This window comes from Clostridium tertium, from assembly GCF_017873245.1.
Taxonomy (GTDB): Bacteria; Bacillota; Clostridia; order Clostridiales; family Clostridiaceae; genus Clostridium; species Clostridium tertium.
The window spans coordinates 31,948-57,980 of sequence record NZ_JAGGJY010000012.1 but is presented as its reverse complement, the minus strand read 5'-3'; the positions used below and the strand labels follow the sequence as shown (position 1 = coordinate 57,980).

The 26,033-nt window shown below is 28.1% G+C and carries 26 protein-coding genes; 17 read left to right on the top strand and 9 right to left on the bottom strand.

The window, feature by feature from the left end; genetic code table 11:
- Positions 1–114: 114 nt before the first annotated feature.
- From J2Z25_RS13180 to J2Z25_RS13155, 6 genes are all read left to right on the top strand, one after another.
- Positions 115–1,143, top strand: coding sequence for an ABC transporter substrate-binding protein (locus tag J2Z25_RS13180; RefSeq protein WP_209740943.1), 1,029 nt, complete (start codon positions 115–117; stop codon positions 1,141–1,143).
- 88 nt (positions 1,144–1,231) lie between these two features.
- Positions 1,232–1,999, top strand: a complete 768-nt coding sequence (locus J2Z25_RS13175; RefSeq protein WP_008679516.1) for an ABC transporter ATP-binding protein — start codon at positions 1,232–1,234, stop codon at positions 1,997–1,999.
- Positions 1,992–2,780 carry an ABC transporter permease gene (locus J2Z25_RS13170; RefSeq protein ID WP_209740942.1) on the top strand — a complete coding sequence of 263 codons (789 nt, stop codon included), beginning with the start codon at positions 1,992–1,994 and terminating at the stop codon, positions 2,778–2,780. The genes J2Z25_RS13175 and J2Z25_RS13170 overlap by 8 nt, the downstream gene beginning before the upstream one ends.
- Before the next feature lie 215 nt (positions 2,781–2,995).
- Complete coding sequence (locus tag J2Z25_RS13165; RefSeq protein ID WP_209740941.1) at positions 2,996–4,843, top strand: tetratricopeptide repeat protein; 1,848 nt, start codon at positions 2,996–2,998, stop codon at positions 4,841–4,843.
- Between the two features lie 100 nt (positions 4,844–4,943).
- Positions 4,944–6,047, top strand: coding sequence for a hypothetical protein (locus tag J2Z25_RS13160; RefSeq protein WP_209740940.1), 1,104 nt, complete (start codon positions 4,944–4,946; stop codon positions 6,045–6,047).
- A 145-nt stretch (positions 6,048–6,192) separates the two neighbouring features.
- The gene (locus J2Z25_RS13155) at positions 6,193–7,083 is read left to right on the top strand and encodes an undecaprenyl-diphosphate phosphatase (protein WP_209740939.1); all 891 of its coding nucleotides are present in this window, start codon (positions 6,193–6,195) and stop codon (positions 7,081–7,083) included.
- A gap of 37 nt (positions 7,084–7,120) precedes the next feature.
- Here J2Z25_RS13155 and J2Z25_RS13150 read toward each other — a convergent pair whose 3' ends face one another.
- Positions 7,121–8,053 carry a hypothetical protein gene (locus J2Z25_RS13150; RefSeq protein WP_209740938.1) on the bottom strand — a complete coding sequence of 311 codons (933 nt, stop codon included), beginning with the start codon at positions 8,051–8,053 and terminating at the stop codon, positions 7,121–7,123.
- A 327-nt stretch (positions 8,054–8,380) separates the two neighbouring features.
- On the opposite strand from J2Z25_RS13150, the gene J2Z25_RS13145 reads away from it, so the two are divergent.
- On the top strand, positions 8,381–9,481 hold the full coding sequence (locus J2Z25_RS13145; protein WP_008679510.1) for a 6-phosphofructokinase: 1,101 nt from the start codon (positions 8,381–8,383) through the stop codon (positions 9,479–9,481).
- A gap of 169 nt (positions 9,482–9,650) precedes the next feature.
- Positions 9,651–10,430, top strand: coding sequence for a serine hydrolase (locus J2Z25_RS13140; protein ID WP_008679509.1), 780 nt, complete (start codon positions 9,651–9,653; stop codon positions 10,428–10,430).
- Positions 10,431–10,709: 279 nt separating this feature from the next.
- On the opposite strand, the gene J2Z25_RS13135 is transcribed toward J2Z25_RS13140, so the two are convergent.
- A complete protein-coding gene (locus tag J2Z25_RS13135; protein WP_209740937.1) occupies positions 10,710–11,033 on the bottom strand; it encodes a hypothetical protein in 324 nt (107 codons plus the stop codon).
- Positions 11,034–11,130: 97 nt separating this feature from the next.
- Positions 11,131–11,448 carry a hypothetical protein gene (locus tag J2Z25_RS13130; RefSeq protein ID WP_008679505.1) on the bottom strand — a complete coding sequence of 106 codons (318 nt, stop codon included), beginning with the start codon at positions 11,446–11,448 and terminating at the stop codon, positions 11,131–11,133.
- Positions 11,449–11,676: 228 nt separating this feature from the next.
- On the opposite strand from J2Z25_RS13130, the gene J2Z25_RS13125 reads away from it, so the two are divergent.
- On the top strand, positions 11,677–11,880 hold the full coding sequence (locus J2Z25_RS13125) for a DUF6290 family protein (RefSeq protein ID WP_008679503.1): 204 nt from the start codon (positions 11,677–11,679) through the stop codon (positions 11,878–11,880).
- A 272-nt stretch (positions 11,881–12,152) separates the two neighbouring features.
- Here J2Z25_RS13125 and J2Z25_RS13120 read toward each other — a convergent pair whose 3' ends face one another.
- Entirely contained in the window at positions 12,153–12,497 is a 345-nt protein-coding gene (locus J2Z25_RS13120) for a YmaF family protein (RefSeq protein ID WP_209740936.1), read from the bottom strand.
- A 486-nt stretch (positions 12,498–12,983) separates the two neighbouring features.
- Between J2Z25_RS13120 and pyrB the strand changes: the two genes are divergently transcribed.
- From pyrB to J2Z25_RS13090, 6 genes are read left to right on the top strand one after another with little or no spacing between them, the layout of a single operon-like run.
- Entirely contained in the window at positions 12,984–13,910 is a 927-nt protein-coding gene (pyrB, locus tag J2Z25_RS13115; RefSeq protein ID WP_209740935.1) for an aspartate carbamoyltransferase, read from the top strand.
- A complete protein-coding gene (locus J2Z25_RS13110; RefSeq protein ID WP_008679496.1) occupies positions 13,911–14,342 on the top strand; it encodes an aspartate carbamoyltransferase regulatory subunit in 432 nt (143 codons plus the stop codon).
- A 28-nt stretch (positions 14,343–14,370) separates the two neighbouring features.
- Positions 14,371–15,567, top strand: coding sequence for a dihydroorotase (locus J2Z25_RS13105; protein WP_209740934.1), 1,197 nt, complete (start codon positions 14,371–14,373; stop codon positions 15,565–15,567).
- Positions 15,568–15,577: 10 nt separating this feature from the next.
- Complete coding sequence (gene pyrF, locus J2Z25_RS13100) at positions 15,578–16,453, top strand: orotidine-5'-phosphate decarboxylase (protein WP_209740933.1); 876 nt, start codon at positions 15,578–15,580, stop codon at positions 16,451–16,453.
- An 11-nt stretch (positions 16,454–16,464) separates the two neighbouring features.
- Entirely contained in the window at positions 16,465–17,208 is a 744-nt protein-coding gene (locus J2Z25_RS13095) for a dihydroorotate dehydrogenase electron transfer subunit (RefSeq protein ID WP_209740932.1), read from the top strand.
- Positions 17,209–17,230: 22 nt separating this feature from the next.
- Entirely contained in the window at positions 17,231–18,130 is a 900-nt protein-coding gene (locus tag J2Z25_RS13090; RefSeq protein ID WP_209740931.1) for a dihydroorotate dehydrogenase, read from the top strand.
- A gap of 73 nt (positions 18,131–18,203) precedes the next feature.
- On the opposite strand, the gene J2Z25_RS13085 is transcribed toward J2Z25_RS13090, so the two are convergent.
- On the bottom strand, positions 18,204–18,527 hold the full coding sequence (locus J2Z25_RS13085; protein WP_209740930.1) for a hypothetical protein: 324 nt from the start codon (positions 18,525–18,527) through the stop codon (positions 18,204–18,206).
- A 46-nt stretch (positions 18,528–18,573) separates the two neighbouring features.
- Positions 18,574–18,951 (bottom strand): YtxH domain-containing protein, encoded by a 378-nt coding sequence (locus J2Z25_RS13080; protein WP_209740929.1) that lies wholly within the window; start codon positions 18,949–18,951, stop codon positions 18,574–18,576.
- 251 nt (positions 18,952–19,202) lie between these two features.
- Here J2Z25_RS13080 and J2Z25_RS13075 point away from each other — a divergent pair, with 251 nt between their 5' ends.
- Positions 19,203–20,039: a hypothetical protein gene (locus J2Z25_RS13075; RefSeq protein WP_209740928.1), complete on the top strand. Its 837-nt coding sequence runs from the start codon at positions 19,203–19,205 to the stop codon at positions 20,037–20,039.
- 64 nt (positions 20,040–20,103) lie between these two features.
- Here J2Z25_RS13075 and J2Z25_RS13070 read toward each other — a convergent pair whose 3' ends face one another.
- The gene (locus tag J2Z25_RS13070; protein ID WP_209740927.1) at positions 20,104–21,531 is read right to left on the bottom strand and encodes an alanine/glycine:cation symporter family protein; all 1,428 of its coding nucleotides are present in this window, start codon (positions 21,529–21,531) and stop codon (positions 20,104–20,106) included.
- Between the two features lie 246 nt (positions 21,532–21,777).
- Entirely contained in the window at positions 21,778–24,444 is a 2,667-nt protein-coding gene (locus J2Z25_RS13065) for a transglycosylase domain-containing protein (protein ID WP_245173351.1), read from the bottom strand.
- Positions 24,445–24,550: 106 nt separating this feature from the next.
- Here J2Z25_RS13065 and yunB point away from each other — a divergent pair, with 106 nt between their 5' ends.
- Complete coding sequence (gene yunB, locus J2Z25_RS13060; RefSeq protein ID WP_209740926.1) at positions 24,551–25,207, top strand: sporulation protein YunB; 657 nt, start codon at positions 24,551–24,553, stop codon at positions 25,205–25,207.
- A gap of 238 nt (positions 25,208–25,445) precedes the next feature.
- Here yunB and hpt read toward each other — a convergent pair whose 3' ends face one another.
- Positions 25,446–25,973, bottom strand: a complete 528-nt coding sequence (hpt, locus tag J2Z25_RS13055) for a hypoxanthine phosphoribosyltransferase (protein ID WP_008679476.1) — start codon at positions 25,971–25,973, stop codon at positions 25,446–25,448.
- Positions 25,974–26,033 lie beyond the last annotated feature (60 nt).

Genomic DNA, 26,033 nt, shown 5'->3' with positions numbered 1-26,033 from the left:
TAATCAGTTACAGAAATACCTAGTATAAATTAAAATATCTTATTTTTTAACAAAATTTGCTCTGAACTCATATTATAAATTATGATAACAATTAGAAACCTTAAGGAGGTTTGAATGAAAAGTAAATTAATTAAAGTTGCATCTCTAATAGCATTAATAGGTATCACAAGCCTTAGTTTTATTTCTTGCTCAAAAGATAATAAAAATTCTAATAATGAATTAACAAAGGTTAGATTAAATGAAGTTGTTCGTTCTGTATTTTATGCACCAATGTACGTTGCTATAAATGAAGGATTATTCGAAGAAGAAGGATTAGAAATAGATTTAGCAACAGGACAAGGTGCTGATAAAACAATGCAACAAGTTTTAAGTAAAAATGCAGATATAGGATTTTGTGGACCTGAGCAAACTGTGTACATTAATAATCAAGGCAGAGAGGATTACCCAGTACTCTTTGCACAATTAACACAAACAGATGGAGCATTTTTAGTTGGAAGAGAAGCAGATGAAGATTTTAAATGGACTGATTTAAAAGGAGCAGAAGTTATAGGAGGAAGACCAGGTGGTGTTCCAGAAATGGCATTTGAATATGTATTAAAACAAAATGGATTAGATCCTAAAACTGATGTAAATATGGTAACTAATATAGATTTCACTGCTACATCAGGTGCTTTTAAAGCTGGTACAGGTGAATATGTAACATTATTTGAGCCAACAGCTTCTATGTTAGAAAAAGAAGGTAGTGGTAAGATTATAGCATCAATCGGAGAAGCAGTTGGAGACTTACCTTATACTTGTTTCTTTACAACTAAATCTTACATGGATAAAAACCCAGAAATACTTCAAAAATTTACAAATGCAATTTATAAAGGTCAACAATGGGTTGAATCACATAGTGATGAAGAAATAGCTGATTCAATAATTTCATTTTTCCCAGGAACTGATAAAGACATAATAGTTTCAGTTGTTAAGAATTACAAAGAGATAAATGCTATATCTACTAAGCCATCAATTGAAGAAGAAGATCTAACTAGATTAATGGATGTAATAGAAAGTTATGATAGTAGCTTATTGACAGATAGACCGTCATTTGAAAAGATAGTTAATAATAGTTTTTCAGAAGAAGCAATGAATTCTAAGTAAATCTTCAAGAGCTAGCTCTAGAATACTAGAGCTAGCTAATAAACTTCCTTCTATAAATATTTACATAAATTAGAAAGGAGGTATAGATTTGAGTTTAATAGATATATCAAATATAAGTTTAACTTATCACTCTTTGAAGGGTGAGACAAAGGCTATAGAAAATGTAAATTTTTCAATAGAAAAGGGGGAGTTCGTTAGCATAATAGGGCCATCAGGATGTGGGAAATCAACGCTTTTAAATATTATTAGTGGTCTTTTAAAACCTTCTGATGGAAAAATAATTTATATAGATAAAGATATAAATAATAGATTAGATAAAATGGGATACATGTTTCAAAAAGACTATTTGTTTAAATGGCTTTCTGTTAGAAGCAATGTATTATTAGGGTTAAAGATAAAAGGCTTAGACAATGAAGAAAATATACAAAGAGCTGACAAGTTGTTAGATAATTATCAATTATCTAAGTTTAAAAATCATAAGCCAGCAGAGCTTTCAGGAGGAATGAGGCAAAGGGTAGCACTTATTAGAACTCTTGCATTAAATCCAGATGTTCTACTTTTAGATGAGCCATTTTCAGCTTTAGATTATCAAACAAGGCTTAAAGTGTGTGATGATGTTAAGAGTATAATAAAAAGAGAAGGAAAAACAGCTATAATGGTAACTCATGATTTAGGAGAAGCAATTGCAACTTCTGATAGGATAATAGTTCTTACGAAAAGACCTGCAAAGGTAAAATTAGATGTAAAGATAACATTTAAAAATGCTGAGGCAACTCCGTTTCAAAGAAGAAAGGAACCAGAATTTAATGAATATTTCAATTTGCTATGGAAGGAGTTGGACAGTGTAAATGAGTAAAGAACATGAGGATTATATTAAAAAAGTAAAAAGAGATAGAATTAAGATAGCTGTATTTAGAGTAGCTATATTATTAATATTTATTGTTTTATGGGAAGTAGCAGCAAGGATGAAATGGATAGATCCATTTCTAACATCAAGTCCATCTAGGATACTTGATTCATTTATATCTTTTGTAAAAGAAGGAACATTGCTTAAGCATATATTAATAACTTGTTATGAAACAATATTAGGATTTACATTAGGAACGGTGCTTGGAGCAATTATAGCTATTGTATTATGGGCATCACCTTTTACATCAAAAGTGTTAGATCCATACTTAGTAGTATTAAATGCTTTACCCAAAGTTGCACTTGCACCAATAGTAATATTTTGGGTAGGAAATGGTATGACAGCGATAATCGTTATAGCACTTTTAATTTCTATAGTAACTACAATAATAACAGTATTAACAGGCTTTAATGAAGTTGATAAAGGTAAACTAAAGCTTATGCAAACACTACAAGCTACAAAGTTTCAAACACTAAGGTATCTTGTATTCCCATCAAATATCCAAGTATTAATTTCTGCATTAAAAATAAATGTTGGTTTATCTTGGGTAGGGGTTATTATGGGTGAATTCTTAGTAGCAAGAGAAGGATTAGGATTTCTAATAGTATATGGTGGACAAATTTCACAATTAGATATGGTTATGATGAGTATTGTAATTCTTTCAGTAATAGCATTTGTTATGTATATGATTGTTGCAAAGATTGAAGAAAGATTAAAAAATATAAATTAGTGTTGAAATTAAAAAGCTGATAATAGTTTTATTATTAGCTTTTTAAAATTAAATTAAATTTATTTAAAGTTTCTTCGTTAATTTTAATATGTTTAAAATAAGTATTAATTATTAGGCGAAATTTGTAAAGATTTCAATTGTAATAGTTAAAAATATTTGATAAAATGTATATTATATAATAATTGTGTAGATAAAATGAAAAGGTGGATTAAGTTATGAAAGAAACAGACAAGCTTTTTTCTACTATAATAAAGTGCTTGAAACCGTTTGTTAAAAAACTAAAAATTGTAATTAAGCCATTGGGAAAGAGCATTAATAGGACAAGCAAAAAAATAAATAATACATACAAAAAAATGAATGAAAAAAATCCATATATTGAACCAGTTGTTATGATTGGTATTCCTTGTTTATTTGTACTTGCTATGATATTAGGAATAAAGAACTTTACAACTGTTGAGGAAATTAACATAACTAAAAATAGTGCAGAATATCTATATTATGAAAATAAGTATGATGAATCAATTGAAGAATATAATAAAATGCAAAAAGAAGAAAATTGGCCAATTTGGACAGTAAAATCTGCTGATATATATTCTATAAAAGGTGATATTAAAAAATCAAGTTCTCTTTTAAAGGAAGCAATAATAAAAAGAGATAGAATAATAAAAGAAGAGGGCTTTGATAAATATAAAGATAAAGATATAGAATTGATCAATTCTATGCTGTTTACCTTTATAATGAACAAAGAATATGATGAAGCTATTTCACTTGGAGAACAATATATAAGTGAGTATGGAAGGAACAAAGAAATTTTAAAGACATTATTCTCAGCTTATATTTCAAATAACCATATATATAAAGCTGAAATGTTAACAGAAGAGTATCCTATAGATGAAAAATCAGCTTATGATGTTTGTGTGTTAGCTAATATGAATATGCTAATTAATAGATGGGATAAAGGACTTGAACTCTTAAAAGATGCATGGTATTTAGATAAGAATGAATTGAAAATATATGATGTTATAGAAGATATGTCTTCATTTAATAGTGAAAAATTAATAGAATCAATACAAGCTAAGATAGAGAATAATACAAATGAGGATGCATATAAAATGCTTCTAGCAAAAGCTTATTCTGTTTCAAAAGAAACTGCAAATGATGCAGAAGAATTAATGAAAGATTTAGATGATAATAATGTTGATGGAATAGCAAGTGATTTTATAAATTATGAAATATGTAAATCTAGAAATAATAATTCAGAAGCAGAAGAATATTTAGAAGCAGCTGAAAGAAAAGCAGAAAAAGAAAAGAAAGATTCATATGTAACATATTATATTTCAGCGGTAAAGGCATTTAATAATGAAAAGTATGAAGAAGCGTTTAACTTGGCTAAAAAAAGCATAATAGCCAATCAAGAATATACTAATAATTATGAAAGCTTAATTCCTGATATTTTATTAGCAAAAGGAAATATTAAGCCAACAGAAGCGTATTTTAGAACTGCTATGAAAAAAGAGCCATACAACTATGAAACAATAATTAAAATAGCAAATTATTATTCAAATTATGAATCTAATAATGAAAAGGCTAGGAATTATTATGAGTTAGCTTTAAATATTAAAAAAGATGATAGTGAGTTGTATTTTAAACTTGCTAAGCTAGATATAGTTGATGAAAAGTGGGAAGATGCTTCTAACAACTTAAAGGAAGCAATAAAGCTTGATGAAGATAATCCGGAATACTATAGAACTTTAGGTGCTGTATATTTAAAGAGTTCAAAGAATGAAGAGGGAATTGAGCTTACTCGTAAAGCTTATTCTATGAATGAAAAAGATATATTGGCATTAAATAATGCAGGTTGGTATTATTTAATGGTTGAAAATGATATTGCAAGAGGATATGAAAATATAAAAGCAGCATATGAAGAAATTCCAGCAAGTATGGACGAAAGTACTAAGAATTCTCTTATAGAAAATTATAATAAATCAAAAGAGGTTTATGATAAGTTTTTAAAAGATAGCTCCCAAGAGTTTAAAATAACAGGATTGAAACTGTTTTATTAAAAGTGCCAGTAGGCACTTTTTTTTATGTAGAAAAATAATACAATTTCTGGTATTATTATAATTATATTATATATATAATTATATTTATGGGGGGATCTTATTGAAAAAATCTAAAAAAATAGTTAGGCTAATTGTAGTTATTTTAGTAATATGTATCGGGTTTATATTTATTTTTAAATCAAAATATTCAAATGATGTTACTATTAAAAAGTGGGATAATATATATAATGAAAGCAATATAAAATTCTTTTATGGAGAAAAGAATGATGAAAAAATAAAAATACTTAAAGATATGTATAGTATAGAAGAAAAATTAGAAGGTGAAAAAGATAAAGTTAAAAAGGCCATAAAAATATCGGAAATTTTAAATGAAATAATTACATTTGATGATGTTCCTAATACTAAAGGAATAAATGGATTTGATATATTAAAGGAAAAGAATGGAGCTAAGAAGGCTTCAGCTAGAGATCTTGGTATAATTTATAGAGATTTTCTTGAAAGTGTAGGGTATACAGCAAGACTTGGAGAGTTTAGAAGAACTGATGCTAAATTAAGTAAGCAAAGTTCATATTATATAGTTGAGTTTTGGAGCAAAGAAGCTAATAAATGGATAATGATTGATTTTATTGATAGAGGATATTTTGATAAAGAAGGATTTCCTTGTAGTGCATTAGAGCTTCTTGATGGAGACATTAGAAATTTAAATTACACAGGAAAAAGTGATAGAAGTGATTATATACCAATGCTAAAGAAGTCTTTATATACTTATACGATAAGTATTGATAATACTACTGACATGCAAAAAAGTAATAGCTATGTAACTTATATTAAAAATGAAAGTGATATAACTTTTAAGTTTAAAGGAAGCTATATTGTGCCTACAATATTCACACAAAATAAAGATTTAATAAACAAAAACCCTATTGATACACTTGTTTCAAGTGATGAAAAAGCATATTTAGTTTTAATGAAAAAGCAAGAAAAAACATCACTTGAAAATGAACAAGAAAATAGTAGTTTTGTAGTTGGGGCTTTTAAGGATGGCAAAATAATGGATGAATATTATATAAAAGAAAAGGATAGTGGATTTAGAAAAGTTAAAAAATATTCAGATATTTTATTAACTAAAGGAGATAATTTAATAGAGCTTTCAATAGATGGTGAAAATGTAGTAAGTAGTATAGAAATAGATTATAAAAAATAAAATATAAAGTTTTCTTTATTTTATTTTTAAGTTTCTTTAATATAATCTTAAGATTTAATGGATTATATTCAATAGACAGTAGAAGATTATAAAGGTATAATAAGATTTGTTGTAATTATAACAGGTCTTAAAAGGAGGAAAAAGAATGGGTTTAGATTTTATCTATATACTTAAAGCTATAGTTATAGCTATAGTAGAAGGTCTTACGGAATTTGTACCAGTTTCATCAACAGGACATATGATTTTAGTAGGAAGTCTAATAGGCTTTAGGTCGGGTGCTGTTGGTGCAGAAGAATTTGCAAAGATGTTTGAGGTAGTTATACAACTTGGAGCAATTTTAGCGGTAGTAGTATTATATTGGAATAAACTTTGGGGAGCGGTAGTTGATTTCTTTACTTATATCTTTACATTAGGGAAAAAAGGACAATCAGGTTTCAGATTTGGAATAAATGTAATAATAGCATCAATTCCAGCTCTAATTGTAGGTTTAACTTTATATGATGATATAAAAAGTTTGTTTAAACCTTCTGCAGTAGTTGTTGGATTTATTGTTGGTGGTATATTATTACTAATAATAGAAAATAGATTTAGAAATAGGGCTTCAAAAAGAGGAAAAACTACAACAGTTGATGTTTTTGATTTAACTCCAATGCAATCATTAAAAGTTGGATTATTCCAAGTTTTATCAATGTGGCCAGGAATGTCAAGAAGTGCTTCAACAATAATGGGGGGATGGATTGCAGGACTTGCAACTCCAGTAGCAGCAGAGTTTTCTTTCTTTTTAGCAGTTCCAGCCATGATTGGTTCATCAGCTATGGATTTATTTAAATTTGATTATTCAATAATGAATTCTACATATATAGTGGCATTAATTATTGGCTTTATTGTAGCTTTTATAGTATCAATAATAGTTATGGATATGTTCGTAAGCTATTTAAAGAAGAAGCCTATGAGAATATTTGCTATATATAGAATTATTGCAGGTATAGTTTTATTAGCATTATCACTTGCTGGAATAGTAACTTTAACTATGTAAAATGATTTTTAAAAAATAAGAGTACCTAGTTGTACTCTTATTTTTTTAGTTCATTTTCTAATTCTTTTTTTAGGTTTTCAATTTCTTTTTTGTAATTTTGAGCTTTATTTGTTAAGCTTGATTGTATATTATTTACTTTAGCTTTTAAGTTTTTTGTGGAATCTAAAGCAGAATTAATTTTACCTTGTACAAAATAATCTGTAAAAAAATTATCAAATAAATAGTCAAATATACCAGACATACTATCAAGATTTAAATTAACATTAATTTCATCACTTAAATCTTTTAATTCAGCATTATATCTATTTAACATTATTTTTATTGAATTTATTGATTTTGAAGCATCATCCATTTTGGAACGTTTAGCCATTGTTGCTATAAAATCTCCACCCATCATATCATAGATACCCCAGTTTTGAGCACTATTTAAGTTTGATATAGCTTTATCTATATAAGGGATTAGTTTATCGCCTTCAAATAAAGCTTCTTGTATTTCCTTAAGTTCTAGGGAGGTGTTTTTTAATTTATTTAAAATTAATAATACTTTTTCACTTTTCCCGTTATTAAATTTTATAATATATTCAGCCGAATTATTTAAAAGATCATCATATTTTAAATCAATATCACCAATATCGTTAATATCTTTTAGCATTTGTTTTTTATTAGATGTTAATCTATTTAAGTAGTCTTCTTTTTCTAAGTAGCTAGCTTGTGCTTCTAAAAATTCAAGTTTTTCTTTAGAAAGCTTTTCATCTATTGATCCTTTAATTTTATAGTAAACATATGATAGGCTAAAGGATTCTAAATTATCTACATCCTTTTTTTCTTTGGCTAAAATTTTTTTTAGTACTTCTAATGATTCATTAGTTTTATTTATTTCTACATCAAGAGTAGAAATCTTTGATTTTAGTTTTTTTAAAGTAGTTCTTTCTTCCTCAAGTTTTAAAAATTCTTCGTTAAAGCTTCTCATAAATAATCCCCTATCTTTAAAATAAATATAAACATATTATAAAGTATTTAATACTATATTTCAATATAACTTAGTTAATTTCATATAAATTAAAACAATAATTATGAGAAAATTACAAAAATATAAAAAATATTGAAAATAAAGATAATTTTACTTTTCAGTATATTATCTTTATGCTATCATTAAATAAGAGAATTAACAATAATGCTTTGAAAACAAGTGCATTAAATGAAGCTAAATTGTTATATTCAAAAAAAAAGAATTAACAGAAAATTTTAAATGTATAATCAATTTGAAAGTAACTGAATTGGGTAGGGGGAGTTTTAAATGTCACAACAAATTAAAAAAATAGCATTACTAACAGGTGGTGGAGATTGTCCAGGATTAAATGCAGTTATAAGGGCCGTAACAAGAACAGCTATAATAAACTATGGAATGGAAGTAATAGGTTATAAGTTTGGATACAGGGGATTATACAACAATGATTTCGTACCTTTAACTTTAGATAGCGTATCAGGGATTCTTCATAGAGGAGGAACTATATTATATAGCTCAAACAAGGACAACTTATTTGATTACTTAGTAGAAGAAAATGGCGTTATGGTAAAAAAAGATGTATCAGATGTAGCTGTAGACAATTTAAAGAAAGAAGGAGTAGATGTATTAGTTGTAATAGGAGGAGATGGAACTTTAACATCAGCAAGAGACTTTGCAAGAAAAGGTGTTAAAGTAATAGGTGTTCCAAAAACAATTGATAATGATTTAGCATCAACAGATGTAACATTTGGTTTTAATACGGCTATAGATGTTGCCACTGAAGCGTTAGACAGACTACATACTACAGCGGAGTCACATCATAGAGTAATGATTTGTGAAGTTATGGGTAGAGGAGCAGGTTGGATAGCATTAGAATCTGGTATTGCAGGATCTGCTGATGTTATACTTTTACCTGAAATGCCTTATGATATAAATAAAATTGCTGAGAAAGTAAAAGAAAGAGAAGCTGCAGGGAGAAGATTTAGTATAGTTGTAGTAGCAGAAGGCGCAAAACCTAAAGATGGAGAAGTAGTAGTTGCTAAGATAGTTGCTGATAGTCCAGATCCAATAAGACTTGGTGGAATAGGAAATAAATTAGCTGAAGATTTAGAAAAGCTATTACCAGATAAAGAAATAAGATGCACAGTGCTTGGTCATATTCAAAGAGGTGGAATAACTTCAACATATGATAGAATTCTATCAACAAGATATGGAGTTGGAGCTGTTGAACTTATTAATGAAGGTAAGTTTGGAGATATGGTTTGTCTTAAAGATGGAAAAATGTCTAGTGATAGTTTAGAGAATGTTATAGGTCAAAAATCAAAACTAGTTGATCCAGATGGAGAATTAGTTAAAGTTGCAAAAAAAATAGGAATTTCATTTGCTGATTAATTATAAACGAAGTGGTAGATATTTTACTCTACCACTATTTTTGTTATTAAATTTAAATAAAAAACTAAATAAAAGTTATATAAACTTTTATTTGATACTTCAAAATTTTCTGACAATATGATATAATTTTATTAGGCAGAGAATACAGTAAAGAAAGCTGGAGGGTATTATGAAAGAGATAAAGAAATATTTAGAATCAAGAATTGGGACATATGGATTTTTCTTTGAGGATTTGAAGAGTGGATACATTTATGGTTATAATGAAAACGTTCAAATGGTAGCAGCAGGTTGTATGAAGCTGCCTATAGCTGTATCATTAATTAAAAGTGTAGAAGATAAAAAAATTGACTTTCTAGATAAAATAAAAATTGATGGAAAAGATAAAGTTTATGGTACAGGGATAATTCATGAGTTTAATGAAAGAGAATACACTGTTTTTGAGTTATTAGTTGCTATGTTAATACAAAGTGATAATACAGCAGCAAATAAAATAATTGATATTGTTGGAATGGAAAAAATAAATAAAGATATAAAAGAAATGGGCCTGAAAAATACAGTGCTAAATAGAAAAACAACTGATGAAAGAAAGACTAAAAGTGAAGTTGAAAATATAACATGTGCACTAGATCTTGCTAGAATTTGGAGACATTTATATAATTCAACCTATTTAAATGAAGAAAATAGTCAGATGTTAATTGATATTTTAACAAGACAGCAAATTAAAAATAAGTTAGCTCTATATATTCCAGATGATTTGAAATATGAAATTTCAAGTAAGACTGGGGATAAGAATGGAGTAGAAAATGATACTGAATTAATTAGATTATCAAAGGGGAATTTTACATTCACTGTTTTATCTATGGGAATACCTAATAGTGTTTATGGAACAGTTACATTAGCTAAATGTGGAAAAACTATGTGGGATAATGTGATGAATAATTGGCATTAATCCTTGACATATTTATATATTAAAGGTTTATGAAATGTTTGTTTAAATTGAAAGACATAAAAGTGCATAAATTTTTGAAGTAAAATAGAGGATAGTTATTATAATTATCCTCTATTTTATATTGTTTAGAATAGAATATTCTTAGATTTAGATATTTAATTTATAACATATCTATTGGATGTTATATTTGGTTATCCTTCAAATTCTTAATAAGTTATTCATAAACACTATAAATAATTTATAGAAAAGTATTTAGTATGGTTATAAAAAATAACTATATTATTCTTTTGATAAAAGAATAGTACCTTTTCCGATAACTACTATTCTATAGCTTGGATCTAGTGGAGAAATTTTATGTTTAGAAGAGTTTGGAGGTAGCTTTATTGATTGAATTAAGGTATCATTTTCATTAAATACTACAAAGTAAACGTCATCTGTTTTTGAAGTATTTTCGATATAATTTATTTCATTTAATGGGGTAGTAAAAGTATTTACTCTATATACTCCTTCTTTAAGAGGAGGTTCAGCAAATTGAATAACAGCATTAGTAGGTATGTAAGATACTGATAAAAGAACTAATAGTATGACAAGAAATTTTTTCACTTTAACATCTACCTTTCTATTTTAATTAATTGAATATATATTATATGTAGGTATTTTTAGGCGAAATAGCAAATATTTATATGATTAAATCTTAGCTTTAAGATAAAAAAGCTTCACCATCGCCAATTAATATTAATTTATAGTTTTTTCCAAAATTGTTTAATACATATGTTTCAGATTGTGGTTTCATTTTTATTGTTTGTAACACTGTTTCATTTTGATCTAAGAGAATTAGATATATAGAACTATAATTTGAGACATTTTGAACATTTTGAACGTTGCCAAGTGTGTTAGTAATATTATTTACGTTATAAACACCTTCCTTTAATATATTTGAGGAAATTTGAGGATTTGCTTTTACTATATTAAAGTTTAAAAATAAAGAAATAAAAATAATAGCTATAAATTTTTTCATCTAAATAACCACCTTTCCCAATTATTTTGTCTTTATAAATGTTTAAATATACAAAATGAGTATTTATAAAGACAAAATATATAAATATAATAAAATTTTGTAATAATTTTGTTACCAATATAATAAATATGTAATGTAAGATCGTTTAAAACTACTATAGAATTAAAATAGTTTTTAAACTATCTTTTCAGTAAGATAATTTTAAATATATATCTATGGAGGGCAATAATGGGTAATATATTAAATTTAATTAAGTTTATTTTTAAGAAGAAGGAAGACTCTATTTTAGATGATAAAGTTGAGCTTAGACTCAACAGTAAAGAAAAACAATTAATAAAAAAATATTGTGATCTAAAGGATATATCGATAAATGAATTTTTAAGAACTGTAGCTATGAAGGAGATAGATGAGTTCATTTATATAAATATATAAAAGGCAAATATATGGAAGAAGGAATAACTAATAGTATAGTTATTCCTTGGAGAATTTTATAGTCCAATATATACCTTTTCAGGAACTTAACTTCATAGTTAATAGTATGATATATGTATAAAAAAAGTTACAAAAAGATATGAAAATATTAAATAAAATGTATGACTATAAATTAATAATTAACTTTTTAGAAAATAAGTATAGCTTAAGATCAAAATATTAATATTATAAATATAAAAAAAGAACCCTTAAAACGGGCTCAATAGCATAAATTATAGTCCAGGGGCTTCGATTAATGTTGTGAAAATAAACTCGTGAACATGCCCTTGCACAAATGTTGTAGTAGCAATTGCCAAATGAATGTGTTTACCATTACTTATAGGTATAGCAGGACCTGTTATAATACATATATCATGATAATGTCCGAAAAAGTCTGTACTAGTTTTTATTTTATGAACATGAGATCCATTGTACGGTATGGCTTCACTTGAGATACCTGCAAAGCGATGATTATGTCTATCATCGCTTTCTTCAGTAAATCTAGTACTTCCTAGGAATTCGTGATTGTGTGTTTGTCTACGATAACGTCTTAAAGCACTATAATCATTCGGATACATATAAAAATCTCCTAACTAAATATAATATAAACCTTATTTCAATATAATTTATATTATATTTAGTTTAAAAGGCAAATGTGCAAAATGATCATATAGAATATGTTTTTATGTTCCTAGAGAATGGATATAAAGTATAATTTTATATAAATTAGTACTAACAAGAGAGGTTCTTATTAATACTTTCTTGACAATATATTATATAAGTGTTATCCTATTGGAAAAGATGACCTTTAATTTAATCCAGAGAGATTAACAAGGAAGAGATTGTAATAGTAAAAGACTTTTATTTAGGGCCTATTATACCTTCCTTGAAATAAGGAAGGTTTTTTTGTGTAAATTATTATAATATATGTTTCAATTAATAATCTGTATTATTACTATTTTATAAAATTAAAGATTAATAAGCTTATTTAAGTAAAATAACAAAATTGAAAACATATATACCTTTAAATTTAACACGGAGATGTTAACAAGGAGTGATGTATAATGAATATGAAAAGCAAACATTTGATTGATCCAATGGATTTTTCAAAAGAAGAATTACAAGAAATTTTTAAATTAGCACATCAAATAATAGCAAATCCAAGGGAGTATTCTCATATCTGTGATGGAAAAATTTTAGCAACTTTATTTTATGAACCAAGTACAAGGACAAGATTTAGCTTTGAAGCTGCAATGATGAGACTTGGTGGTAAAATTCTAGGGTTTTCTGAGCCAAATTCAAGTTCTACTGCAAAGGGAGAAACTTTAGCAGATACTATAACTATGGTGTCTATATATTCTGACATAATTGCTATGAGGCATCCAATGGAAGGTTCTGCTAAACTTGCAAGTATGTACTCACAAGTTCCTGTAATAAATGCAGGAGATGGAGGACATCAGCATCCAACTCAAACATTAACTGATCTTTTAACAATAGAGTCTTTAAAGGATGGTTTAACAAATCATACAATAGGAATTTGTGGAGACTTAAAAAATGGAAGAACAGTTCACTCACTTATAAAAGCTATGTCACGATATGAAGGAACTAAATTTATCTTAATTTCACCAAAGGAATTATCTATACCAGTTTATATAAGAGAAGAAATATTGATAAAAAATAATATAGAATTTAAAGAAGTTGAAAAATTAGAAGACGTAATAGATGAACTAGATATTTTATATATGACTAGAATTCAAAAAGAAAGATTTTTTAATGAAGAGGAATATATAAGGCTTAAAGATAGCTATATTTTAGATGTAGAAAAGATGAAGTTAGCTAAAAAAGATATGATAGTTATGCATCCACTACCAAGGGTAAATGAAATTTCCATAGAAGTTGATAGAGATGATAGAGCCTGCTATTTTAAGCAAGCAGAGTATGGAATGTATGTAAGAATGGCATTAATTGCAAAACTTTTGGGGGTGGCTTAGATGTTAGAAATAACAAGTATTAAAAATGGATTAGTAATAGATCATATAAAGGCTGGAATGGGAATAAAAATATTTAATTATTTAAATCTAGATAAGGTTAATAGCCAAGTTGCATTAATAATGAATGCAGAAAGTGATAAAGTTGGCAAAAAAGACATAATTAAAATAGAAAATTCTTCAGAAATAAACTATACAATTTTAGGATTATTATCACCAAATCTAACTATAAACGAGGTAAGGGACGGACAAATATCTAGAAAAATAAAACCAGAGTTACCTAAAAAGGTTGTAGATGTTCTGATTTGCAGTAATCCAAGATGTATAACAGAGGTAGAACAATATGTTCCGCATACATTTAACCTAATAGATGAGAATAAAGGAACATACAAGTGTGATTATTGTGATCACATAACAAGTCTATCTGATTTATAGATTTAAATATAAACTATGAGGTGAAATTATGAATTTGCTAATAAAAAATGCTAGAATAGTAGATTACTCACAAGATTTTATTGGAGATATTTATATAGAAAATGGAAATATAAAAGAAGTAGGATTAGATATTAATATAGATGCTATAAATGTTATAGACGCTAAGGGGTTAACTTTAATGCCTTCATTTATCGATACTCATGCACATTTTAGGGAACCAGGGCTTACTTACAAAGAAGATATAGAAACAGGGTCTAAAGCAGCATTAAGAGGTGGATATACTGGAGTATGTCTGATGGCAAATACTAAGCCAATATGTTCTAGTAAAGAAGTTTTAGAAGAAGTTAGAAACAGAGAGAAAGAGTTAAATTTAATAGATTTGCATCAATGTATATCTGTTACAAAAGGTTTTAATGGCAAGGATATAACGCATTTAGATAACTTTGCTAATGATAATAGGCTTAAAGCAATATCAGATGATGGCGTTGGAATTATGGACTCTGAAATTATGTATAAAGCTATGCTAAAAGCAAAAGAACATGGATGGGTAATAATGTCTCATGCAGAAGATCATAGTTTCTCAGATATAGATATGAGAATAGCTGAAAATATAATGACATTAAGAGATATTTATTTAGCAAAAGAAACTGGGGCAAGGCTTCATATGTGCCATGTTAGTACAAAAGAAGCTATAGGGTATATTAAGAGTGCAAAGAAGCGCTTTAGAAATATAACTTGCGAGGTTACTCCTCATCATATATCATTAACAAAAGATATAAACAATTATAGAGTAAATCCTCCTATAAGAGAAAAAGAGGATGCGCATGAAATTATAAATGCTATAAAAGATGGAATTATAGATTGTATAGGGACAGATCATGCTCCTCATACAAAAGAAGATAAAGAAAAAGGATCACCTGGAATGGTTGGGCTTGAAACATCATTTCCTATATGTTATACAAGCTTGGTTAAATCCGGAGCTATAAATTTAAATAAGTTAAGTGAAATTATGTCAAAGAACTGTGCGGATATTCTAGGTATGAATAAGGGGAGAATTAGTCCTGGAGTTGAAGGAGATGTAGTCTTATTAGATTTAGATAAGAAGATCAAAGTAAACTCAGAGGAATTTAATTCAAAGGGAAAAAATACTCCTTTTCAAGGTATGGAGTTTTATGGAGAAGTTCAAATGACAATAAAAGCAGGAAGGATTCTTTATAAGAAGTAGGGAGATAAATATGAAAAGTTTAATAATGGATAAATTGTTTAATAGAGTAGAAGAAAGAGGAGTAGTTTGCGTTGGATTAGATACAGCACTTGAATATATACCTAGTTATCTTTTTGAAGGAAGATCGGAAGTTGAAGCATTATTTGAGTTTAATAAGCAAATAATAGATGCAACTATCGATGTGGCAGCGTGCTTTAAAGTTCAAATTGCTTATTATGAAGCTTTAGGATTAAAAGGAATGATTGCTTATAAAGAAACTTTAGATTATTTAAGAAAAAAAGATGCAATTATAATTGCAGATATAAAAAGAGGAGATATAGCAGCAACAGCCAAGCAATATGCAAAAGCTCACTTTGAAGGAGATTTTGAAGCTGATTTTATAACTCTTAGCCCATATATGGGGATGGATAGTATAGAGCCTTATATGCCATATATGGAAAAAGGAAACAAGGGACTATTCTCATTAGTTAGGACTTCTAATCCAGGAGCAGAAGATATAGAAATGCTAAAGACTACAGATTCCAGAGATGTATATAAGGTAGTTGGTGATAAAATAGCTGAGCTTGGTAAAAAAATAGTAGGAGAATGTGGATACTCAAGCATAGGTGGGGTTATAGGATGCACTCATGTTGAAGAAGGTATTGAAATAAGAAAAAGATTTAAAAATATGTTTTTCTTGATACCAGGATATGGGGCTCAAGGTGGAAAGGCAGAAGATGTGGCTTTATATTTAAATAATGGAAATGGAGGAGTGGTAAACTCTTCAAGAGCTATACTTTTAGCATATAAAAAGAAGGAAGGCATGGAAAAAGACTTTGCATTATGCGCAAGGGAAGAAGCTATTAGAATGAGAGATGAAATAAGAGCAGCGGTAGAGAGTCTATAGGAGGAAAACTAATGAAGGTATCGTATACTAAATCAAAAGTTATATCAAACGAAAAGATAGTGGATGGAATATACAAAATGCTTGTAGAAGATAATAATGAAGTAAAGCCTGGACAATTTTACATGTTGAAATTAGGTGGACAAACATTACTTCCGAGGCCAATAAGTGTATGTGAAAAAAATGAAGGGACTATAACATTCTTATATGCAGTTGTTGGAAATGGCACAAAAGAATATGTTAGTTTAGAAAAAGGAGATTATATAAACCTTACTGGACCATTAGGAAATGGATTTAATGTATATGAAAAGCTTGGTAGAGTTGCATTGGTTTCTGGTGGTATAGGTACTGCACCAATGCTTGAGGTAGCTAAAAAGCTTAAAGAAAATAATAATGCCTCTAAATTAGATTTATATGCAGGATTTAGGGATGAAATTTATTTAATAGATGAAATAAAGAATTATGTAGATGGAACATATATAAGCACTAATAGTGGTAACTATGGGCATAAGGGATTTATAACTGAGATCCTTAATGTAGAGGAATATGATACCGTACTTTGCTGTGGTCCAGAAATAATGATGAAAAAAGTTATAGATATATGTAAAGAAAAAAATGTAAAAATATATGTATCTATGGAAAAACATATGGCTTGTGGAGTTGGGGCTTGTCTTGTATGTACATGTAAAACTAAGGATGGAAATAAAAGGACATGTAAAGATGGTCCAGTATTTGATGGATATTATGTTGAACTTTAAAATCAAAGGAGGAGTTTTGTAAATGTTGAAAGTAAATATAAATGGAATAGAGTTTAAGAATCCAGTAATAGCAGCATCAGGAACCTTTGGTTTTGGAGCAGAATATAATAACTTTTATGATGTTGGAATTTTAGGAGGAATATCATCAAAGGGATTAACTTTAAATCCTAAAGGTGGTAATGAAGGAATAAGAGTATATGAAACACCATCAGGAATGATGAATTCAGTTGGACTTCAAAATCCTGGAATAGACAGATTTATAAAAGAAGAACTTCCTAAAATGAAGGAACTTGGCACCAATATTATTGCAAATGTTGGTGGAGGATGTATTGAGGATTATGAGGAAGCAATTCAAAAATTAAGAGATACCGATATAGATATGATAGAACTTAATATATCATGTCCTAATGTAAAATCAGGGGGAATGGCATTTGGAATAAAGTCAAATGTAGCTTATGAAGTTGTTTCTAAAATAAAGAAAATTTCAGATAAACCTCTTATGGTTAAGCTTTCTCCTAATGCAGAAGATATAGTGAGAATGGCAGTAAGCTGTGAAGACGCTGGTGCTGATTCAATATCACTAATAAATACATTGAAGGGATTTGCAATAGATCCGTATAAAAGAAAGCCTATATTCAATAATATATATGCAGGACTTTCAGGACCGGCTGTAAAGCCAATAGCATTAAGGATGGTACATGAAGTATCAAAAGCTGTCAGCATACCTGTAATAGGATTAGGTGGTATTTCTAATGGAATAGATGCAATAGAGTTTATGATGGCAGGAGCAGCTGCAATTCAAATAGGTACAGTAAATTTTATAAACCCTATGGCAGGAAAAGAAATAATAGACGAAATGGAAAAGTTTTGTATAGACCAAGGTATTAAAGATATAAAAGATATAATAGGATGCATAAAATAAAGAATGAAGTATTTAAATAGGACAGTAAATAGTTGTTTTAATCAACTATTTACTGTCCTATAACATATGTATATTATTTTTTTAAAAATACTCCAACTATTATATTTATGATATCTTTTATAGTATCTAATTGATTAACAATTCCATCCTTCATAACAATAGCTTCTGCTGTAGTTTCAACAGCAACATCACTTATATCTTTAACATTTTCAGAGATTCCGTTTAAATTCTGTATAGTACTATCTAAATTTGTTTTATTATCTTTAAGAGTTGTATTTATAGTATCAATAAGTACAATAAGTTTTCTTAGGGCTAAAATTAAATAAATTAAAGCTATAACAGAAACGATAACTATAATGGTTAATAAAAGAGTATTAAGATTAATAGTAATAGTCATATTATATATCCTCACTTAATATTTATAAAATAAGCATACTATTTAATTAAATATTTGAATTTTCTTGAAGGTTATTATCACTTTCTTCTGTCATTTCTTTTGAAGATTCCTCTAAAGAATCGTTAGTTATAGCTTTTTTTGACTCAAGATATTTTGCAATTTTACTTTTAGCATCACTAAAATTACTCTTAGCATCCTCAGTAACATCTATAGCTTTACTCTTAATTGTATTATTTAAATCATTAGCAGTTTTCCTTAATGATTGTCTAGTATCTTTACCTGACTTAGGTGCAAATAATAATCCACTAGCTAGTCCAGCAGCAACACCAATAGTAGCTCCTAATGCTACATTTTTAGCAACTTTAGCTTTTTCTTTCTTAGCTTTTTCTTTTTTCTTTTGTTCTATTAATTTTGATAAATTCATATTAAAATCCCCCATTTATAGTAAATTAATTGTATACATGGATTATAGAATAAATAGTATATAAATACAAGTATGTTTAAAATAAGTTAATAATATTAAATATTATTAACTTTAAAAAGTAAAAAATACTTTATATTATAACTTGTATAATGTAAAATATAAATATAACAATTAAGATTTTATTAAAATTATTGTATTAAGAAAATATAGTTATAGGATTAAAATTAATACAAGAAGTTAAGGAGGATACAATGAGACTAAAAAAAGGAACTATAGTTTTCAGTATAGTTATTGCAGTATTATTAGTTCTTATAGTATTTATGATAAACAACATACTAAATAAAGGAACAAAAGAAGTTATTGTAGCAAAGAAATTTATAGAAAATTTGTCGGATAGTAATATAATAGAGGAATATAAAAATAATAGTAAAATAGATGAAGAAGCAACTTTAAATAAACTAGCTAATAAAAGTTCCCAAATACAATACTCTGTTATAGTTGGAAATTATGGGGTAGATATAGATAAAGATTATAATGTGCTGGGATTTTCTAATAAAAATTTAGGAAGTACATTTACAAATGAAGTTATAGATGAAAAAAAAGCTATTAATTTAGCAACAAAGTATGTTAATGAAATTACTAATGATGAGTTCAAATTTAAAGAAGTTAGGTCAAGAGAAGAGGAAAATAGTCCATGTTATAATATAGTTTTTTATAAGTGTAAAGATGGATATCCTTACTATAAGCAGGAAATAAGTGTAGTAATTGATAAAAGTAAAGGAAAGTTAGAAGGGTATTCAAACTATCCGTTGGATCATATAAAACATATCAAAGAAATAAACATTGATGAAGTTAAGGCTGGAGATATAGCAAAAGGACACTTTGTCAATCTTAATTTTAAAGTTAGTGATTTGGAGAATCCTATGATTGCTTTTGTCGCTGTAAAAGATAATGAAATGGTATTATCATATATTTATAATGTAAAAGTAATTAATAATGATAAAAAAGAAGAAGTATATTCTATATGTGTAAGAGCTGATTCAGGAGAAGTAATAAATTTCAATTTAGATACTGTAGCAATAAATTAAGAAAAATAAATAAAACTAGCAAAAAAGAGATTTGAATATTAAATTTATTCAAATCTCTTTTATATTAAACAGCTATATCATTTTCATTATTTGATTGCCATTCTATTTCTTCATCAGAAAGTTCAGGAATTGATGAAGCATCAAATACAGGATCTTTTATTCCAGATCTTTTTTGCTTCTTATAGTCATCTAATGCTTTAAACGCAATCTTACTTAGTAATACAATTGCTATTAAATTTATTATAGCCATAAAGCCCATAAATACATCAGCTAAATTCCAAACAATATCCATGCTGACAAGTGAGCCAAAGAATACCATTGCGCCTACTGCAATTCTATAAATTTGTAAGTAAATCTTCTTATCAGTTATAAATTGAATATTGGCCTCGCCGTAATAATAATTTCCAACAATAGAGCTAAATGCAAACAATAAAATACAAATTGAAATAAAGATTCCACCCCAAGAACCAACTTGAGAGTTAAGTGCTATTTGAGTAAGTTCTATTCCTTTTACAGTGCCATCAAGTGGAGCATCTGATAATAAAATTATAAATGCAGTACAACTACATATTATTATTGTATCAGTAAATACACCAAGAGTTTGTATAAAACCTTGTTTAACAGGATGTGATACGGTTGCTGTGGCAGCAGCATTTGGAGCTGAACCCATACCAGCTTCATTAGAGAATAAACCTCTTTTTATACCTTGCATTAATGCAGCACCGATTCCACCACCAACAATTTGATTTATACCAAATGCATTTTCAAATATTAATTTTATGACTGAAGGAATTTGACCTATATTTTTGACAACAATAAATAGCGCAACAACTATATAGGCTATTGCCATAATTGGAACTAAAATACTCGAAACCTTAGCAATTCTATTAACTCCTCCAAAAATAATGATAGTAGTAAATATTGTTATCAATGCCCCAATGAATGCTCTATTAAATCCAAATGAATTGTTTAGAGAAAGAGTAATAGTATTTGCTTGGACTGAATTGAATACTAATCCAAATGCAATTGTAATAAGTAGTGCAAAAGTAACACCCATCCATCTTTTTTTTAGTCCTTTTTCCATATAATAAGCTGGACCACCTCTAAAAGTATGTCCATCTTTAACCTTATATATTTGGGCTAAAGTTGATTCTATAAAACTTGAGGCTGCTCCAACAAGTGCTATAAGCCACATCCAAAAGATAGCACCAGGACCACCTATTGCAATAGCAGTTGCAATACCAGCAAGGTTACCAGTACCAACTCTAGAAGCAGTACTTATACAAAAGGCTTGGAAAGATGAAACAGAATGCTCTTTTTTTTCAGCAGTAGCGCCATCTCCAAGAAGTCTAAACATTTCTTTAAGGTTTCCAAATTGAACAAATCTAGTTTTTATAGTAAAGTAAAGTCCAATTATAATTAACATGGCTATTAGTACATAAGTCCATAAAAAATCATTAAATGCTAAGATTATATTATTAAAAAATTCCATAAAATAAAAATCCCCCTTTTCTTTCGTAAATAATACAAATTTCATCTTAGATTATAATATATTAAACATAAGGAAAATGCAAGAAAAAAGTTGATAAAATTCATAAAATACGATAAATAAGTGGTTTTATATGAATACATGCATTATAATGAATTAGATTCTGACAACTTATGCATAATAAAAAGTAGATAATGGAAAGTAGATAAAAAAAGAGAACCTAATAGATTCTCTTTTTGATGTATTTAATTAATCATTATCAGAATTTGGTGGTGGAGTATTGTTATTGTTGGTATTATTGCCATTGTTGTTAGGTTCATTGTTATTTTCGCCATTATTATTTTCTTCAGAGTCTTTCAATTCTATAGTTATTGTATCACCTTTTTTAGCTTTATCAGCTGACAAACTCTTAATTATTCTAGTTTTAGCATCATTGTTAGAAATCTTTACATTTACTCCTTTAGATTTTAACAATTCTATAGCATTATCAGCGTTACTTCCTATAGTTATTCCTAAATCAGATAAATTGAATGCTTCATCCTTTGGAACATATTTTGTATCATCTTTTTCTGTTGGAAGTACATATTGATAATCAGCTGTACCAGAAGAAGGATTAGCTTTCTTTATAAATACTCTTTCTTCAATTAAATTCTTTGGAGTATTTTCTGTTGCAAGTTTGTTATTGTTTTTATTAACTTTCGCTGTTACGTGAACATCACAAACTCCTGTAGGCTCAGTTCCAGCAATGAATAACTCATTATATACCCTTGAACCTCTTGGATCTTTATTACATAAATCTGTAGGTCTTTTTCCAGAGTCTTTACAAATAGCAACACTAGTAACACCGCCAGGATTTCCATCAAATTCTTTATATTCTAAGTTTTCATGTATTGGAGCCATAATAGCACCCCATAATGAAGCAGCTGAAGAACTATAACTAGCACCTCCCATTGCAGAACGATTATCATAACCAATCCATACTGCACCTGAATAATATGGGGTTAATCCAGCAAATAAAAAGTCTGTAACATTGCTAGTTGTACCAGTCTTACCTATTACAGGCATATTAGGAATCTTAGCTAAAGAACCATCAAAGCTTAGAGGACCTTTAAGTAAATCTCTCATTATATATGCAGTTTGAGGAGAAAATACTTGTGTTTGATTAAGTTTAGGTTCTAATATAACTTTACCAGTAGCATCAACAACTTTAGTATATAATATAGGCTCAGTATATAAGCCGTTATTACCAAAGCTTCCAAAGGCAGAAGCTAGAATATATGGATTACCACCATCAGGGTTTTCTTCGGCCTCTGTAAATTCACCTAAAGATATAGTAGCTATACCTTTTGATTCTTCACTATAGACTAATCCTAATTTTTCCCCATAGGCTAATCCAGTTTCAATACCAAGTTTGTCTTCAATAAGAACTGTTGGTACATTTTTAGATAATGCAAGTGATTGTCTTGCTGTAATTAATCCGTCTGAAACTTTGTTCCAGTTTGCTGGATTATATCCACCATATTTACTTTGAATAGATGATGGAAGACCAGCATCATCTAGGATAGTACCAGCAGTAATAGTTTTAGTATCAATTGCAGGTCCATAAACAGTTAAAGGTTTTGTAGTAGACCCTATAGATCTTAAAGCATAATAAGCTCTATTTGTAGATCTAGCAGGTTGCTCACCTCTACCACCAACCATAGCTTTAATTTGGCCTGTTCTATAATCCATAATTACAGCAGCAGCTTGTAGTGCTGGAGTTCCATTTTCATCGGTAACCTCTGGATTAGCATATATATCAAGTTGTTGAATGCTATTTCTATCATTTAAAACAGCTTGAGTAGAATCTTGCATTTTTCTATCCATAGTAGTATAAATTTTCAAACCACCAGTAGCAAATAATCTATCTACTTCTTCATCAGTATATTTATATACATCCTTTAAATCTCTCCTTACTTGATCTAAAGCAGGATATACAAACCATTCATAATTAATTTTGTAATTAATGACTGTTTGAGAAAAAGCAAATTGATTTGCATCTGTAAAAGCATAAGCTTCGTCATATTCTTCTTGAGTTATATAACCTAAATCCCTCATTTTCATAAGAACGGTTTTTGTTCTATCTAAGTATATTGTAGGATCTGCAATATTCTCAGGATCATAAGGACTATAAGCACTAGGTGCTTGAGTTAAACCAGCAATAAATGCAGATTCAGGTAAAGTTAAATCTTTAGCACTTTTTTCAAAATAGTACTTTGAAGCAGCTTCAACTCCGTAAATTTTACCACCTAGAGGAATGGTATTTAAGTATGCTTGTAATATTTGATCTTTTGTAAGTTTACTTTCTAGTTTTAGTGAAAGATAAATTTCTCTAATTTTTCTTTCAATTTTAACATCGTTTGTTAATAATGTATTTTTTATTAATTGTTGAGTAAGAGTAGATCCACCTTGCACGTTTCCGCTTCCTGTAAAGAAATATTTTGCAGATCTTAAAGCTGAACCTAAAGTTCTTTTTATATCTACGCCAGGATGCTTATAAAAACGTTCATCTTCAATTGAAATGTAAGCATCTTTTAAGTATTTGGACATTTCATCTAAATTTACTTTATACCTCTCTTCTTGAGTTGGTAGATTATCAATATATTGACCTTCACTATCATAAATCATTGAAGGTTCATTTAAAGCTAGGACCGCATTTACGTCAAGAGGTTCAGTACTTTTAATTATTGCAAATACATAACCAAGTCCAACAACAAAGCAAAGAAGCCCTGCTATTAATATTCCAAGAAAAGTACCTTTCAAAATTTTCTTATATTTAGGTTGATTTTTTTTCTTTTTAGAATTTTTGCCGCTGTTTTTATTTTTCTTAACATTAGCTTGGCTTTTTTCTGTTCTAGAAGTATCTTTAGTAGCCATTTGTTCCTCCCTTGCAATTTAAAATTATTTAAAGTATAAAATAAATAATATAGAATATTATAGCATATTTATATAAAGAGTAAAATAATAACTCAAGAAGGTGTCTATGAAGTATTATACAAAAAAACCTAAAATGCGATTTCAAATTAAACATCCCAAACTTATATTGGGTATTATTGCCATTTGTGTCTTATTTAATTCTATATTGTATTTTTTTGATAAAAATATTTTACCGGCTGTTTTAACTATAGGAGAAGAGCAGTTAAAAAGAGAAGCAACAAAGATTATAAATGAAACAGCTTTGGATATTTATTCAAATCAATTTGATTATTCTGACATGATAATTATAGAAAAAGATAATGATGGAAATATAACTATGCTAAGAGCCGATACTGTAAAACTAAATTATCTATCGTCAAAATTGATTTTAGCATCTAACGATAAATTTGGGAAATTACAAGAGATGGGGTTAGAAGTTCCCTTAGGATATATGACTAAAAATTTAGTTTTTTATAATTTGGGGCCTAAAGTGAATATAAAAATGACTCAAATAGGAAACATAACTAGCAGTTATGAGTCGGTATTTGAAAGTGCAGGAATAAATCAAACAAGACATAAGATTTATTTGAATGTTAATATGAAGATGAAGATAGTAGTACCATTAAATAGTAGGGATGTAGAAGTAGCATGCCAAATACCAGTTGCAGAAACAATAATAGTTGGGAAAATTCCTAATACTGCAATTGAGCTAAATAAACCTTGAAAGTAAATAACAATTAACGACTGATAAGATACATTAGCCAATTTATAAGTTAAAATATTCATGAGAAAATAAGAAAATTACAAAAATAAAGAAATGATTTAGTTAAATCTACCCCAAATTATAAAAGCCCCAATTTTAGGAGCTTTTATAATTTGGGGTAGATTAATCAAGTATATTTAATATCTAATTACTTACATGTATATTATTAATTGATATATTAAAAAATAAATATGTATTTTTATTTTGATTCCCAGTTAAATACATAAGGAACATTTCTATAGAAGCTTTCATAATCAAGTCCGTAACCTACTACGAATAGATCTTCTATTTCAAAACAACAATAATCTGGTTTCAAATCAACCTTTCTTCTTGAAGGTTTATCTAATAGAGTACAAGTTTTTACTGAATTAGCTCCACGTTTTTTTACATAATCTACTACAAATTCCATAGTGTAGCCAGTATCTATGATATCATCTACGATTAATACATCCCATCCTTCTATATTATCAGGAATGTCATTTACAACTTTAACTTCTCCAGTACTTTCTTCTCCATGCCCATAGCTAGATGTAGTCATAAAACCAACTTTAGCCCTGCAATCAATAGCTCTAAATAAATCTGCTCCAAAAACAAAGCTACCTCTAAGAAGTGGAAGCACATAAAGTTTCTTGTCCTTATATTCCTCAGTTAAAACCTTTCCAAGCTCTGCTATTCTAGTTTTGATTTGCTCTTCTGTAAAAAGTATGTTTCTTTTCTTGTCATCCATTAGTTTAATCCTCCTAAAATGTTCTATATAAAACCCAATATTTTATAAAAATTACATTAT